Source organism: Methanohalophilus profundi, assembly GCF_004137855.1.
Lineage (GTDB): Archaea > Halobacteriota > Methanosarcinia > Methanosarcinales > Methanosarcinaceae > Methanohalophilus > Methanohalophilus profundi.
Genome location: NZ_QBKB01000002.1, coordinates 1,358,007 through 1,372,142 on the forward strand (window position 1 = coordinate 1,358,007; position 14,136 = coordinate 1,372,142).

15 protein-coding genes are annotated in these 14,136 nt (G+C 44.1%); 11 read left to right on the forward strand and 4 right to left on the reverse strand.

Going from position 1 to position 14,136, the window contains the following annotated elements:
* Positions 1 to 12 precede the first annotated feature (12 nt).
* The 7 genes from C9889_RS07200 (at position 13) to C9889_RS07230 (ending at position 6,765) form a co-directional block, all read left to right on the forward strand.
* Positions 13 to 816 carry a sugar phosphate isomerase/epimerase family protein gene (locus C9889_RS07200; protein WP_129598295.1) on the forward strand — a complete coding sequence of 268 codons (804 nt, stop codon included), beginning with the start codon at positions 13 to 15 and terminating at the stop codon, positions 814 to 816.
* Between the two features lie 176 nt (positions 817 to 992).
* Positions 993 to 1,460 carry a DUF5806 family protein gene (locus C9889_RS07205; protein ID WP_129598296.1) on the forward strand — a complete coding sequence of 156 codons (468 nt, stop codon included), beginning with the start codon at positions 993 to 995 and terminating at the stop codon, positions 1,458 to 1,460.
* Between the two features lie 199 nt (positions 1,461 to 1,659).
* Positions 1,660 to 2,934, forward strand: a complete 1,275-nt coding sequence (locus tag C9889_RS07210) for a UbiD family decarboxylase (protein WP_129598298.1) — start codon at positions 1,660 to 1,662, stop codon at positions 2,932 to 2,934.
* Positions 2,935 to 2,955: 21 nt separating this feature from the next.
* The gene (locus tag C9889_RS07215; RefSeq protein WP_129598300.1) at positions 2,956 to 4,146 is read left to right on the forward strand and encodes an aconitase X; all 1,191 of its coding nucleotides are present in this window, start codon (positions 2,956 to 2,958) and stop codon (positions 4,144 to 4,146) included.
* Positions 4,127 to 4,537, forward strand: coding sequence for a DUF126 domain-containing protein (locus C9889_RS07220; RefSeq protein WP_129599492.1), 411 nt, complete (start codon positions 4,127 to 4,129; stop codon positions 4,535 to 4,537). The genes C9889_RS07215 and C9889_RS07220 overlap by 20 nt, the downstream gene beginning before the upstream one ends.
* Complete coding sequence (locus C9889_RS07225) at positions 4,503 to 5,648, forward strand: site-2 protease family protein (protein WP_225420030.1); 1,146 nt, start codon at positions 4,503 to 4,505, stop codon at positions 5,646 to 5,648. The genes C9889_RS07220 and C9889_RS07225 overlap by 35 nt, the downstream gene beginning before the upstream one ends.
* Before the next feature lie 13 nt (positions 5,649 to 5,661).
* Positions 5,662 to 6,765, forward strand: a complete 1,104-nt coding sequence (locus C9889_RS07230; protein WP_129598302.1) for a TIGR04013 family B12-binding domain/radical SAM domain-containing protein — start codon at positions 5,662 to 5,664, stop codon at positions 6,763 to 6,765.
* Here the strand turns inward: C9889_RS07230 and C9889_RS07235 are convergent.
* From C9889_RS07235 to C9889_RS07250, 4 genes are all read right to left on the reverse strand, one after another.
* On the reverse strand, positions 6,762 to 7,364 hold the full coding sequence (locus tag C9889_RS07235) for a YkgJ family cysteine cluster protein (protein WP_225420031.1): 603 nt from the start codon (positions 7,362 to 7,364) through the stop codon (positions 6,762 to 6,764). The two genes, C9889_RS07230 and C9889_RS07235, sit on opposite strands and share 4 nt — an antisense overlap.
* Positions 7,365 to 7,508: 144 nt before the next feature.
* Positions 7,509 to 7,934 (reverse strand): universal stress protein, encoded by a 426-nt coding sequence (locus C9889_RS07240; protein ID WP_129598304.1) that lies wholly within the window; start codon positions 7,932 to 7,934, stop codon positions 7,509 to 7,511.
* 55 nt (positions 7,935 to 7,989) lie between these two features.
* Positions 7,990 to 9,804, reverse strand: coding sequence for an excinuclease ABC subunit UvrC (gene uvrC / locus C9889_RS07245; protein WP_129598306.1), 1,815 nt, complete (start codon positions 9,802 to 9,804; stop codon positions 7,990 to 7,992).
* Complete coding sequence (locus C9889_RS07250) at positions 9,801 to 10,565, reverse strand: ribonuclease H-like domain-containing protein (protein ID WP_129598307.1); 765 nt, start codon at positions 10,563 to 10,565, stop codon at positions 9,801 to 9,803. The genes uvrC and C9889_RS07250 overlap by 4 nt, the downstream gene beginning before the upstream one ends.
* A 138-nt stretch (positions 10,566 to 10,703) precedes the next feature.
* Here C9889_RS07250 and C9889_RS07255 point away from each other — a divergent pair, with 138 nt between their 5' ends.
* The 4 genes from C9889_RS07255 to C9889_RS07270 all read left to right on the forward strand — a co-directional run bounded on the left by C9889_RS07255 (position 10,704) and on the right by C9889_RS07270 (position 13,936).
* The gene (locus C9889_RS07255) at positions 10,704 to 10,967 is read left to right on the forward strand and encodes a PRC-barrel domain-containing protein (protein WP_129598310.1); all 264 of its coding nucleotides are present in this window, start codon (positions 10,704 to 10,706) and stop codon (positions 10,965 to 10,967) included.
* 7 nt (positions 10,968 to 10,974) lie between these two features.
* Positions 10,975 to 11,706 carry a tRNA(His) guanylyltransferase Thg1 family protein gene (locus C9889_RS07260; RefSeq protein WP_129598313.1) on the forward strand — a complete coding sequence of 244 codons (732 nt, stop codon included), beginning with the start codon at positions 10,975 to 10,977 and terminating at the stop codon, positions 11,704 to 11,706.
* 60 nt (positions 11,707 to 11,766) lie between these two features.
* Positions 11,767 to 12,720 carry a tyrosine--tRNA ligase gene (locus C9889_RS07265; RefSeq protein ID WP_129598314.1) on the forward strand — a complete coding sequence of 318 codons (954 nt, stop codon included), beginning with the start codon at positions 11,767 to 11,769 and terminating at the stop codon, positions 12,718 to 12,720.
* Between the two features lie 61 nt (positions 12,721 to 12,781).
* Complete coding sequence (locus C9889_RS07270) at positions 12,782 to 13,936, forward strand: hypothetical protein (RefSeq protein ID WP_129598316.1); 1,155 nt, start codon at positions 12,782 to 12,784, stop codon at positions 13,934 to 13,936.
* Positions 13,937 to 14,136 lie beyond the last annotated feature (200 nt).

Here is a 14,136-nt window from a genome sequence, read left to right on the forward strand (position 1 = left end):
ACAGTATTCTATATGATTGGTGCATCTTCCTTTGCAGCCCCGCTGCCAAAACTTGATGAGTATGTTGATTCTGTTGAACTCTATATTCCCAAACTTGATGTATATAATGGGAAAACACTGGACAGAGAGCGGCTCTCTTCAATCCTTGATGAATTGTCCACCTGTGATCTGGAGACATCGATCCATGCTCCTTATTTTGCCGATGTACCAACCTATCCCTCTGATCTTGTGGTTGATACGGCAGCTATGGATAAACAGGATTTCAGGCTCATGGAAGAGTCCATTGATCTTGCCGCAGAGATTGGTTCTCATGCAGTTGTCATCCATCCAGGAACCTACGGAGCAGATTATGAAAAATCTTTCAATAAAATGATTGCAAACCTGAAAGAACTGGCCGCCTTTGCTTCAGACAGAGGTGTGGTACTGGGACTTGAAAATAAGGAAAATACAGCTCCTGATAATCTCTGCTGCGGTGCAGAGGAAGTTGTAAGAGCGGTTCTTGAAGTTGACTCTCCCTCACTTGGTATCACTTTTGATGTAGGCCATGCAAATCTGACTTGCAGGGGAGACTGTGGCCTGCTCAGGCATTTTGCTAGACATTTTGCAGAACATGTCGTTCATGTGCACGTGCACGATAATTACGGGGAGTGTAAGGGTGATTATTTCGGAGATGCACACCTTGGGCCGGGTTCGGGTTGTGTCGATTATACCGTACTTGAAGAATTGTCGGGATTTAGTGGAATATTCAATCTTGAAGTCTTTTCTCTGGATGATGTCATTGCGGGAAGGAATAAATTGGATGAAATATTTCCCTGAGTTTATGGCATGCAGGCTTCCATGTAGGCGTTTCCTCTAATTTTTTAATTTCATGTGTTGATTCTTGTGCGCAGAGCTGGGGTGCTTTTTCCTCTGCTCCATTTTCTTATGAAAAAACTATTAAAACATTATATCAATAAGTATCATAGTGGTTGCAATACACAGAAGGTATCATCATGAATAGGTATGAGAAATTCAAGAAAATGGAAAACAAGACATACTCTGAAGTCAACAGGTACCTTAAATCTACAACTCATTTGACAGCGCGTGAATGGATGATTGCTCGCCTCTGTGCAGATTTCAAAAATGTATCCGAGCATTCGGAAATGACCTGGATAGGTGAAAATCTGCCGGATATTGTGCCGTTTGCAGAAAGTCCGTATTCCAGGCAGGAAGTATCCAATGCTCATTCAGCCTTCAAGAAAAAAATCAGGCGCAGTGGCACAACCTTTTTTTATGCATATTATGCAGGCCTGATAGACCAGGAAGAAATGTTAACCATGATCCATAGCATGATAGGGGATATAGGAGAACTGCTCAAGATTGAAGGCGGGGAATTATCCGAATCTCATTCAGAGGAAGTGCAGCTATTGATTGCACAAGTCTTAAAAAATATCAATGAAGCAGATGGATTTGAGTACTGATATTGTTAGCTATCTGGATTACACACGTGATGCAAAATATATGGTATTTATAATACCGGTACCATTCCCTCAATTGCCGAATATCGGTGGGCTCCTGTCAACCTCCTTTCCATTATCCTGTTTCCCGCAGTTATTTGATGGGAGCTTACAATCTTTTAATGGCAATATGTATTTATCATTCCTTTTTATAGTATAACCAATGACCCTCAGAGATTTTATTGACAGGATCCGTACTTCCGGAAGGCTTACCGTAATCAAAGAAAAGGTGAATGCCGAGTACGAGGCACCAATGATTGCGAAAAACACCTCCGGACCTGTCCTTTTCGAAAATATTAACGGCCACCGGGCGATCATGAATGTGCTGGGAAGCAGGGATGAGCTGGGAGCAATGCTTAATGTCAATAGAAAGGATATTATCCAGAGTCTTTCCGGGATACAGCCGGATGGTGAAGTAAGGATTGTGGATTCATCTCCCACACAAGAAGTTTATGTAGAGGAAGTGGACCTCTATTCTCTTCCTATAATGACTCATTTTGAGAAAGACGGTGGTCCCTATATTACAGCAGGAATAGTTGTTTCCGAATATGATGGTGTGACAAATGCCTCGATCCATCGCCTGATGGTTGTGGGGAAAAATAAACTGGCTGCACGCCTCGTGCCTCCAAGACATACATATCTTCTGCAGAAGGAGGCGGAAAACAATGGTGATCCATTGCCTGTTTCCATAGTACTGGGCCCGCATCCTGCAGTTGCTTTTGCATCTACCACACGAGTCGGGGAAGGCAAGGAATTTAATTATGCGGCTGCCCTGATGGGTAATCCTGTGGAACTTTTTGAATGTGACAATGGTGTAAAGACCCCACATTCTGAAATTGTCATGGAAGGTTACATCTATCCCGAAGAAAGGACAGATGAAGGCCCATTTGTGGATATCACGGGTACCTATGATCTTGTGCGCCAGGAGCCTGTCATAACGGTTACCAAAATATGGCATCGTAAAGACCCCATATATCACGGAATATTACCCGCAGGTCCTGAACACCTGTTGATGATGGGTGTTCCCTATGAACCCCGTATTTACGGGGCTGTCGGAGAAGTTACAAAAGTAAAGAATGTAATTCTGACCGAAGGAGGGTGCTGCTACCTTCATGCCATTGTCCAGATTGAAAAGCAGACAGAGGGGGATGCAAAAAACGCCATAATGGCAGCTTTTGCCGCCCATACCAGTCTCAAACATGTGATTGTTGTGGATGAAGATATAGATATATTTGACAGCGATGACATCGAATTTGCAATGGCAACACGTGTGAAGGCGGATTCAGATGTTATGATAATTCCCGGAGTCAGGGGCAGTTCTCTTGATCCGCGGGGTGGCCTGGACGGTACAACTACTAAAATGGGTATTGATGCCACAAAGGTGCTGGCAGAGAAAGAGAAATTTGAAAGAGCAACAATGCCAAAAAACATTAACTGATCATATTTGAAGGTTTATTACATGTATCTCACACCTGAAGAAGAAAGAATAATGGCAGGAGAAAGCGGCCCGACTCTGCAAAAGGCCATGGAAATACTGGTTGCACTGGGTGATATCTACGAGGCAGACCGCCTGATTCCCATTAAAAGTGCCCAGATTGCAGGCGTCTCCTATAAAACGATGGGTGATGCCGGTCTGGAATGGATATCCGATCTTGAAGGCAAGGTGCAGGTGCCTTCCATTCTCAATCCTGCCGGCATGGATCTTGAAAGATGGCAGGAGATGGGAGTATCCGCCGAATTCGCCGAAAAACAGCAGGAGATCATTGAAGCATATGGCAGCCTGGGTATAGAGGTTCAGTGTACATGCACGCCGTACTATCTGCAAAATTTCTCGGCTACCTACGGTGATCATCTTGCCTGGAGTGAATCCTCGGCTGTATCCTATGCCAATTCCGTTATCGGGGCCCGTACCAACCGTGAAGGTGGTCCTTCTGCTCTCTGTGCAGCTCTTGTAGGTAAAACCGCAAACTATGGTTATCATCTGGATGAGAACAGGATACCTGAACTTATGATCTCCGTGGACTGTGAACTGGAGGCTTCAGACTATGCAGTCCTGGGCTATATCGCAGGCAAAGCAGCAGGTAAACGTGTGCCTTTATTCAGGATGCAATCTACACCACACAGGGACCAGCTCAAAGCAATGGGTGCTGCAATGGCTGCATCAGGTGCAGTAGCCCTCTATCATGTGGAAGGTGTAACTCCTGAAAGTTGCAGGAATGATTTCGAGCCGCCCGCAGAACAACTGACGATTGAAAGAAGCCAGATAGATGAAGTTTATGAAACAGTATCAGGTGATGGAATTACAGAATGTGACAGCGCTGCTGTGGGTTGTCCTCACTGTTCACCGGAAGAACTGGAAGAGGTTGCTGCAAAGCTTGAAGGTAAGGTCGTGGACAACAATGTCTGGATATTTACTTCCAGGGAAGTTGCTGCGTCCAATCCCAAGCTTGTAGAAAATATCGAGAAAAGTGGTGCAAAGGTCCTCTGTGACACATGTATGGTGGTCTCCCCTGCAACCGATAAGTTCTCTCATATGGCAGTAAATTCCGGAAAAGCCTATGCCTATCTGCCTGGAATGTGTAAGGTGGCCGCAACAATTGCCAATATTGATAAATGCATGGAAAAAGGAGGTGGAGCCCATTCGGATTAAAGGCAAGGGTATCTCAAAAGGAAGTGCTGGCGGTGAAATATTGCTTTCAGAGGACCCAATCTCATTTCTGGGCAACGTAGATCCCCATACAGGTAAGATCGTTGATCCAGAGCATTGTCTTTTCGGGAAAAATATAGCTGGCAAGGTATTGGTATTTCCTCATGGGAAAGGTTCGACAGTGGGTTCCTATGTAATATACCAGCTTTTCAAAAATGGTGTTGCTCCGGTTGCAATGGTAAACCTGGAATGTGAACCGATAGTAGCTGTGGGAGCGATCATATCCGAAATCCCTCTGGTTGATAGTCTGGAAAGTAATCCGTTTGAGATGCTGGAGGATGGTATGAACGTGAACGTAAATGGTAATGAAGGCTGGCTGGAAACAAAGGATTAAGATGGGCTTGAAACGGAAACCTTCAGTAGACCCTCAGGTCAAACAGCTTATTGACTGGATGTATCTTCAGGTCAATCCTTTTTTCAGGGTATATGAGGTGAACTATCATGCCGGGTCGGTCTATTTCTATGGGATGTCACGGGTTAGCCGCAAGATCATACAGGAATCTCTCATGGCACAGTTTGCCTCCAGGGGTTACAATCTTGCTATCGAATCAAAGTTAGGGGAAGAGGTAATTGCAGCGATTCCCTTCAAACAAGGAAAGGACAGAGTCTGGATTAATGTTGTACTGGCGATAGCCACTTTTTTTACAACCATGTTTGCCGGTGCAGGCATGTTCGGGGCAGATGTAATTGCAGACCCTACCTCTGCTTTTGAAGGTTTGCCTTTTACTATCGCTATAATGGGTGTGTTGGGTTCACATGAGATGGGACACTACCTCGCAGCTCGCAGGCATGGCATGCAAACTTCCCTGCCCTATTTCATTCCCTTTCCCTCCATTATCGGTACAATGGGGGCGGTTATCAAACACAAAGGAATGATACCGGACAGGACATCCCTGTTTGATGTGGCGGTTTCAGGCCCTCTTGTAGGGCTTGTGGCCTCAGTAATTGTAACTATCATAGGTTTGATGCAACCTTCTGTGGAGTTCTCTCAGGCACCTGGCACCCTTATGATAGACCTGCAGATGCCTCCCCTATTTGCCTTCCTGCAATGGTTAATGGGTTCCAGTGGCCAAACCATTCACCCTGTAGCTTTTGCCGGCTGGGTGGGCATGTTTGTCACCCTGCTCAACCTGCTACCTTCGGGCCAGCTGGACGGGGGGCATGCCATGCGTGCAATGCTGGGTGAAAAAGCGAAATACATTTCTTCAGCAATGCCGGTAATACTCGGATTGATAGCCATTTATATAGGTACTGTAATGGGCCAGAATGCCGGGATCTGGTTTTTCTGGGCGATTTTACTCTTCCTTTTTGCTGCCGCAGGCCATCCCCGGCCAATGGAAGACAGGCATCAACTTGGCGGCAAAAGGATGCTGCTGGGAATAGTTACTTTCGTGCTGGGCCTGTTGTGTTTCACACCGGTTCCTTTTACTATAGTTACGGTTTAAGGAAGTGAATTGAGTGGATATAAATCTCCGATGGCATCGAAAGAACTCATACAGTCTGGCGACCCTTTATCCCTTGCTTGAAAATGCCGGTTTTGTCCGGCATCCGGTCGACGGCATAATGGTGTACAGTTTTTCCACCGCCCAAAAAAGAAGTATATTTAGGGAAGTATCTTCTTCAAAAACCGATTCTGTCTATATAGCAGGAGGGCCGCACCCATCAGGCTCAGTGGAAGAAACTCTTGGATTTTTTGATTATGTGGTGGTCGGAGAGGGAGAAGAAACCCTGCCAGAACTTGTGGATACCCTGCAGATGGGTGGAGATGTTTCAAAAGTAGCCGGTATCGCCTACAAAAAAGATGGTAAGATTGTGCATACGGGTGCCCGTCAACCGGTAAACCTTGATGATTATCCCTGTTTTGACTGTGATGGCCCCCGGTCACCAATTGAAATAAGCCGGGGATGTCCCTGGAATTGTAAATATTGCCAGACTCCCAGACTTTTAGGTCACAAAATGCGTCATCGAAGTATTGATTCCATTGTTCATTATGCACGCTGCTACAATGACCTGAGATTCACCTCTTCAAATGCTTTTGCCTACGGAAGTGACGGAATTCATCCAAGGCTGGATAAAGTTGAGAAATTACTTTCCTCCCTTGCAGAACTTGAGGGAAAGAATATCTATTTTGGCACTTTCCCCTCGGAAGTGCGTCCTGAATTCGTTACAGAGGATGCGCTGGAACTGGTGGATAAATACTGCACAAACAAAAGTATAAGCCTGGGTGGCCAATCAGGCAGTGATAAGATACTCAGACAAATTCACAGGGGACATAGCAGTGAAGATATCTTTAATGCCGTTGAACACTGTGTGAACAAAGATATCGTGCCGATGGTGGATTTCATATTCGGTTTTCCCGGTGAAAACGAAGAGGACCAACGAATCATCCTCGATATGATCAACTGGATAATCAGTAAAGGGGGCAAGGTGCGGGCTCATTACCTGACTCCACTGCCTTCGACACCCTATGAAAATATAGTTCCTGCACCTATCGAACCAAATGTAAATAAACTTCTGGGTAAACTGGCACTGGACGGGAAATTGACAGGAAAATGGGCTTAACTTTTATATGGAAGATGATGAGTATGAAATTGTCCGCAGTGGTACACGTTAACGACAATTTCTTTTCCTGAACTGTATTTTTTCATCTGTCTTTCGTACTGTCTCTGGGAAGGTTTGAGCTTATTTTCCCTGAAATGGGATAACAGGGTAGTAAGGAAATCTATTCGGTGCTGCAGGAATCCGGTTTCATATTCTACCACGTCTTTTGCCATCTGCATGGCATCCTTCTCAGTCATTTCACAGTGATAGTAACCGTGTTCGTTCAGACCTGCTACATGTCTCCACAGGAGTTTGCCCCTGCTGTCGGGTTCGCGATTGAGCATATACGGATATATGCTGCATATGGCGGGCCTCTGTGTGTATATGGTACACAGGCCATCTTCTCCCAGGAAAGCACAGGTCCCGTCATCCTTGTAGGTCAGGGCATAACCCTGTACATAGAAATTGCCCTTGTTATCACAGTAATCAAAATAAGGCGCAGGTGTAATTTTTGAAGAATCGACCATCTCGATTCTCTCAACATCCTTCTCCAGCAGGAAAACATAATCATTGTAGTCGCGGGTGCAACAGCGTGTGCACCTGCTGCATTCAAAACCCACATCTTTGATTATATCAACCAGTTCTCCAAAAGGATATGCCTATACGGCAGAAAGATCTGATCTGGTCTGTGTGAGCTCTTTACTTATCAAAGTTATCTGCATCACTTGGGACTAACCGCGCTGGCATAGTATTTAAGAATATTTTTATCGGACTACGTATACAGGTTTTTTAGAATTGCGTATCACCTTCTCCGCAACACCGCCAAGCAGGAATTCTTTGGTGCTCTGCTGGCCCTTGCAACCAATGACGATCATATCAACACTCTTTCGTTCAGCAAAATCCATGATCTTATCTGACGGATATCCTTCCAGCATTTTTGTCTCGCAGGACAAACCCTTCTCTTTCGCAATAGCCATTGCCTTCCTGAATGCGTCTTTGCCCATCTCCTCCAGCACCCGGCGAGAAGGACTCCAGGAATCAGGATTTGATAGAAGGGATGAACCGGGATGTGCCACATAAACAACGTAAATACGACTATCCAAACTCTTTGCAATTTCCATCCCTGCTTCAAGCACCTGTTCCGAATAGCCCGAACCGTCAACGGAAATAAGCATTTTGTTGTAACTCATTATCTAATCCCCCTTGCAGTTAATTAGGACAGTATTTTTTATATAACTGTCGTGCTCATTTTTGTTCCCTGAGATTTTCAGCAATACGCCCTGCAAGTGCCTTTCCGATTCCCTCAATTTCTGCGATCTCTTTTTCCTCAGCCTGTCTGATCTTTTCCACAGAGCCGAAATGTTGCAGAAGTTCTTTCTTTTTCTTCTCCCCGATTCCTTCAATCCCATCCAGCTCGGAATGGGAAAGTCTTGCTGATCTTCTTTTCCTGTGGGAAGCCACTGCAAACCTGTGTGCTTCGTCCCTGACCTGCATGAGTATTTTTAGTGCAGGAGATTTTTTTGGCAGAATCAGCAGTTTACGGGAATGGGTGTCTGGAAAAATTATATGCTCAAATTTCTTGGCAAGGCCGATTATGGGTATATTCATCTGTATTTTTTGCAATTCCCGGCTTGCGGCGTTGACCTGTCCTTCTCCCCCGTCGATAAGTATGAGGTCAGGAACAGCTTGTTTATCTTCTTTCATGCGGGAATATCGCCGGTCAACAGCTTCGGCCATCATGGCAAAATCATCAATTCCTTCAACACTTTTGATATTGTAATGCCTGTAATCCGCTTTTGAAGGTGTACCGTTTTTGAAAACCACCATTGAAGCTACCGGATCGGTTCCTGATATATTGGATATGTCAAAACCTTCTATATGTCGGGGCAGGGTACCAATTCCCAGTTTTTCCTGCAGCATCTCGAGCCCTTTCAGTGTCCCCTCCTTTTTTGCTTTCTCCGTGTTTGACCTCTCTCGGGCCATTGTGGCATTTTTCATCGCCATATCAAGGAGTTTTTTCTTTTCCCCTATCCGGGGAATGTTCAGGGTGACTTTCCTGCCAGCCTTTTCTGACAGCCATTTCAGGATTACTTTTTCCTCTGGAGGCATTGCTGGCACAACAATTTCGGGAGGCACAGGGGAATCCTGGTAGTATTGCTTAATGAATTCGGCAATAATTTCAGAGGACGTACTTTTACCCCGGTTCAGTTCAAAATCCGCCCGCCCCACCATGCTGCCACTTCTCACATAGAAGAGCTGCACATAGATGTCCTTTTCATCCACATGCAACCCGATGACATCCCTGTCATCGATTCCTGCAGTTGTCCTTTGCTGTTTTGCAAGTTCTTTTAAGCCTTCAATCTGGTCCCGGATGACCGAAGCTGCCTCATATCGCTGTTTCTCTGCGTATTCCTGCATTTGCTGTCTGAGTTTACCCAGCAGGTCACCGGTGTCCCCCCTGAGATACTTTACTGCAGCCTTCACATTATCCCTGTATTCTTCCGCATCCACCTCTCCTGTACAGGGTCCCATGCAGCGATTTATATGATAGTTCAGACAGGGCCTTTTCTTCTGTGCAGGATTGCCGTGACACCTGCGGATCTTGAATATCTGGGATATCAGGTCAAGGGTGGTGCGTACCGGCTTTACACTGGTGTATGGACCAAAATAGACAGCATCATCCATTAACCTGCGTCTGACCAGATATATGCGCGGATATCTTGAATTGATGGTTACCTTCACATAGGGGTACCTTTTGTCGTCCTTCAGACTGATATTGTACCTGGGCCTGTTCTTTTTGATCAGGTTGGCTTCCAGGATCAGGGCTTCAACTTCTGTGGATGTGACTATGTATTCGATATCCCTGATCTTGCTAACAAGAACCCTTGTTTTTGGACTCTTGTTTTTGTCAGCCTGGAAGTACTGGCTGACCCTTTTCTTCAGGTCCCTGGCTTTACCGATGTAGATAATGGTATCATTTGCATCCTTCATCAGGTATACACCGGGCAGGTGGGGTAAATCCGATATGTCGGGATGTCCCGGCACAACATTTTCACTCATTTCTGTGGTGTACACTCCTGAAAGCAGTGTTCAATGAACCTGTCATATGTAATCTCCAGGATAGTTTCCAGATTCACTATATCTTCCCGGTTGTACTCTAGAAGCAGGTCAAGGGCTTTTTCATTCCCTTTTTCATATTCCTTCCACAGGCGCACGGCTTCAAAACCGTCCATGCCTTCAGTTTCTTCGGAGCGGTTGATTCCCAGCATATGCTCTATATTTTTGAGTCCGCCTTTCAACCCGATTCTCCTTAAAGGGTACATAAGATCGGTATGCATTTGCTCCATTGTGATCTGTGGGAACTCTCGATGTATGAAAGGCAGGTCAAAACGCGCACCATTAAAAGTTACCAGGAAATCGTATTGTTCCATCTCCTGTACAATTTCTTCCAGATTTATGCCCCGCACGAAACTTTTCACATCTTTACCGTCATAAACCCCGATGACAGTTATTTTTGACGATGAAGGTGAAAGCCCTGTGGTTTCAATATCTACGTAGGCTACAGAGTCCGAAAAATTACGGAATCCTCTCCAATGTTCGGATATAGGTATCGATTTTGCAAAATAAGGAATATCGCGTATCTCCAGTTTTTCGATGGAGTTTTCAATTTCCAGTGCAATTTTATCTTTTTTGGAACCCGGGAGATTTATTGAGCTTTTATTCTGCAGGAATTCATTCCATGTGGTAATTCCACCGGACCATATCTTCCTCTCGGTTCCTTTCCCGATGCCCGGGATATGAATATAAGTACTTGTAAGCATTAATGTCACCAATATTTTATATGATGGATTCAGCTCATGTAATTAAATTTGCCAGAATATATATCATTTAAGAAAATGTATTTATATACATGACCAACGTAAATTCTTATACAATATACAACTATAACAGGGGATAACATGCGCGCAGATATTACATCACTCTTTGGGTTAAACGTATATACCAACCTCGGTACTTATGTGGGTAAAGTTGACGACCTTGTAATGAACGTGGAAGAAGGAGTAATAAGTGGTCTTGCTCTTTCCGACATCAGTCGTGATTTTTTCGATGTGCCTACAAGGGGTGTCATAATTCCCTATCGATGGGTAGTCACAAGCGGGGACATTGTTCTTATCAGGGATGTTGTCAGCAAATTCAGGAAAAAAGAGCAAGTAGAAGACTGATCATCTCATGAAAGAGCGAGAGATCTATGCAGATTTGCGTTGTGTATCTCCGGTAATTCTTCGCGTAGATGGCAGGAACTTCCAGCGTACCCTGAAAAAAGAAGGGTTTAAAAAACCCTATGATCTTTTCTTTGCCACCTGTATGGCCAATTCAATAGAGTTGTTTTTCAAAAAAAGCAACATGAACCCGGTTTTTGCATACACTTTTTCTGATGAGGCAAGCATTGTATTCACTGATTTGCCCTTTGACAGAAGAGTGGAGAAACTCGATTCGGTTGTACCTTCATTTTTGAGCAGCGCTTTTACCCTTTTTTCAGGAATTGAGGAGCCTGTGGCCTTTGACTGCCGTGTGATTCCTGTATGCAATGGCCATTTTACTGAATATATGCACTGGAGACAACAGGAAGCCTGGCGCAATTTTGTCAGTTCTTATGGCTATTACACTCTTGTCGAGGAAGGTATGGACAGAAAGAGTGCAGCTTCAGTCATGCATGGCAAAAAGTCACAGGACATACATGAGATGATGTTTGAAAGAGGCACCAATCTGGCGAAGAAACCTGCATGGCAAAGGAGAGGTGTGGCGGTATACAGGGAAAAATATCCAATAGAAGGATATAATCCTCTTCTGGAAGAAAAGACACAGTCCACCCGTACGCGTATCATCCAGGATTGGGATTTGCCTCTTTTCAGTACAGCAGAGGGAGATAATTTCCTCAAAAGACATATATCTCTGGATTGAATAGAGGTTGCACAATTAATTGACCTTATTATCAGTTAAATTATCTTATGCGGTGACTCCATGGACAGAATAGATCTTGTTAAAAGGAATGCTCAGGAAATTGTTACAGAGAAGGAAATGGATGAACTGATGGAAGCAAAAGCAGAGCCTTCTGCCTACACCGGTTACGAACCCAGCGGTAAGATACATATGGGCCACGTGCTTACCGTAAACAAATTGATCGACCTTCAGAAGGCCGGCTTCAATATTACGGTACTCCTTGCAGATGTGCATGCCTTCCTGAATCAGAAAGGTACTATGGAAGAAGTAAAACAAATTGCTGATTACAACAGGAGATGTTTCCTTGCACTGGGACTTGACCCTGATAAAACCAATTTTGTTTATGGCTCGGATTTCCAGCTGGGTGAGGAATATATGCTCAATGTACTCAAACTCACCTGTACTACTTCCCTGAACAGGGCCCGCCGCAGTATGGATGAGGTTGGAAGAACAATGGATGATCCGCGGGTTTCCCAGATGGTCTATCCGATAATGCAGTCAATTGATATTGCTATGCTTGATGTTGATGTAGCTGTAGGTGGTATCGACCAGCGTAAGATACACATGCTTGCCCGTGAAGGACTGCCTGGTATGGGTTACAAGGCACCGATATGTCTCCATACTCCAATTCTGCTGGGGCTTGACGGCGATAAAATGGCGTCTTCCAAGGGTAATTACATTTCTGTGGATGATGATGAGGTAGCCATCAAGAAAAAGATGAAAAAAGCTTTCTGTCCTGCTGGGGAGATAGTTGATAATCCTGTATTACAGCTTTTCCGCTACCATATATTACCCCGTTATGAAGAGGTCGTGTTTGAAAGGCCTGAGAAATTTGGAGGCAATCTTACATGCAATGGTTACGAAGAACTTGAAAAAATCTTTGAAGACGGAACCCTGCACCCAATGGACCTCAAAAACGGTGCTGTAAAATACATGGGCATGTTACTTGCACCTGTCAGGGAAGTTCTCCTGTAAATCCCCACAATAACATATATAATGTTTGCAGGCAGATATTTAGCATTAAACCGGGGGAAACATGAAATATACATTTCAGGATTCTACTGATCTGCCTGTACAGCGGGATTTCATTGAGGATTTAAAGAACTTTGTGGATGCATGTTGCAAAGTTCTTCCTGTAGAAAGGGAGGCTATTGAAAAAAATGAAAGTTATCGTAAAAGCACCTATTCTCTTGAAAAAGCACTGGAGGAACTGAACAGTTCCAATGATAAAACTGTGGAATGTGTCAGGTCCCTGGATTCTGATTTTGCAGGCCACTATCTGGATGAATATAAAAAATCAGTCCTGGAAGCCTGCGACAGAGCTGCACATGAAGGGCTGGAGCAGGTAAATCTCTCTATCGAAAAGGAAAGAAATGACTATAACAAATTCATGAATTCTATTGCCAGTCAGGTCCTTTCTATGTTGAATCCTCTTTTTGAAGGCGGAATTTATGGTTCTCATGAAAGTTATTCCATGGAGGCTGAAAATGGCCATTTAACCGGCAAGAAGATCTCAACTTTAGGGTCAATGCAATCTTTCTTTGAATTGGGTTATAACAGGTCTTCTGTTGCGATAAAAGATTTGATTGATACCCTTTTTATTCCTACGTGGACACGGGCCGGTTTAATATCCAAGGAAAAAAAGATCAAAATGGAAGACCTGTCTGAGTATTTACTGAAATCATTTGAGTATGATGGCAATGAGCACGTGGAAGCCTCTTTCAGCAATAAAAAGGCAGACCATTCTCTGAAGATCATTTCAGACGGTGATGAGTTTTCCGTGATTTTTGATGATACTGATATTACTGCAGACCCTGCGCTTTTTAAATCAATAACCCTCGAAGAGATTAATTCACTTGTCAAGAACCTTGTGGAATTTGCCAGGTCCAACATTGCTTCCCGCAAACTTGTCAATTTGATGGCAGGGGATGAGAATGCCATTTACAGTAACGAGATATTTGACTGCTTAAAGGCCGTTGCAGAACAGTATTCAGACATTATAACCCAATGTCGTGAAAGAGGATATGTGAAAGGTGAAATTACCATCAAGATCGAGCAAGAAGATGGAACACGCACTGAAAAGTACGTGGATCGCAGTGAAATTTTCAACCGTCTTTCTGAACTTGGCAGTGAAGGATTGGAGATTGCGGGTATTCTCGGGGTTGAATCTTCCAAAAGCGATTTCCATTAATTTTTCCTGCAGCAATGCATAATATTTATTGGTTTTTCAAAAATAGAATTTAAAATTATTGGTTATTATTAAATATTAATCATGCCGATATGACTCTCAATGAACTCATAAATAATAAGGTTACAGTTCAAGAAAACATTGCATGTGTCACTTACTTGAAAGTTTCTTTGAGGTCTTTTCTCATTCGATATCCATGAGTG

What these genes read in the sequence shown, in the direction of transcription:
- C9889_RS07265 (WP_129598314.1), top strand. Translation starts at nt 11,767, where the DNA reads ATGGACAGAATAGATCTTGTTAAAAGGAATGCTCAGGAAATTGTTACA.
- uvrC (WP_129598306.1), bottom strand. Translation starts at nt 9,804, where the DNA reads ATGAGTGAAAATGTTGTGCCGGGACATCCCGACATATCGGATTTACCC.
- C9889_RS07240 (WP_129598304.1), bottom strand. Translation starts at nt 7,934, where the DNA reads ATGAGTTACAACAAAATGCTTATTTCCGTTGACGGTTCGGGCTATTCG.
- C9889_RS07225 (WP_225420030.1), top strand. Translation starts at nt 4,503, where the DNA reads ATGGTAATGAAGGCTGGCTGGAAACAAAGGATTAAGATGGGCTTGAAA.
- C9889_RS07250 (WP_129598307.1), bottom strand. Translation starts at nt 10,565, where the DNA reads ATGCTTACAAGTACTTATATTCATATCCCGGGCATCGGGAAAGGAACC.
- C9889_RS07260 (WP_129598313.1), top strand. Translation starts at nt 10,975, where the DNA reads ATGAAAGAGCGAGAGATCTATGCAGATTTGCGTTGTGTATCTCCGGTA.
- C9889_RS07255 (WP_129598310.1), top strand. Translation starts at nt 10,704, where the DNA reads ATGCGCGCAGATATTACATCACTCTTTGGGTTAAACGTATATACCAAC.
- C9889_RS07205 (WP_129598296.1), top strand. Translation starts at nt 993, where the DNA reads ATGAATAGGTATGAGAAATTCAAGAAAATGGAAAACAAGACATACTCT.
- C9889_RS07215 (WP_129598300.1), top strand. Translation starts at nt 2,956, where the DNA reads ATGTATCTCACACCTGAAGAAGAAAGAATAATGGCAGGAGAAAGCGGC.
- C9889_RS07200 (WP_129598295.1), top strand. Translation starts at nt 13, where the DNA reads ATGATTGGTGCATCTTCCTTTGCAGCCCCGCTGCCAAAACTTGATGAG.
- C9889_RS07210 (WP_129598298.1), top strand. Translation starts at nt 1,660, where the DNA reads ATGACCCTCAGAGATTTTATTGACAGGATCCGTACTTCCGGAAGGCTT.
- C9889_RS07270 (WP_129598316.1), top strand. Translation starts at nt 12,782, where the DNA reads ATGAAATATACATTTCAGGATTCTACTGATCTGCCTGTACAGCGGGAT.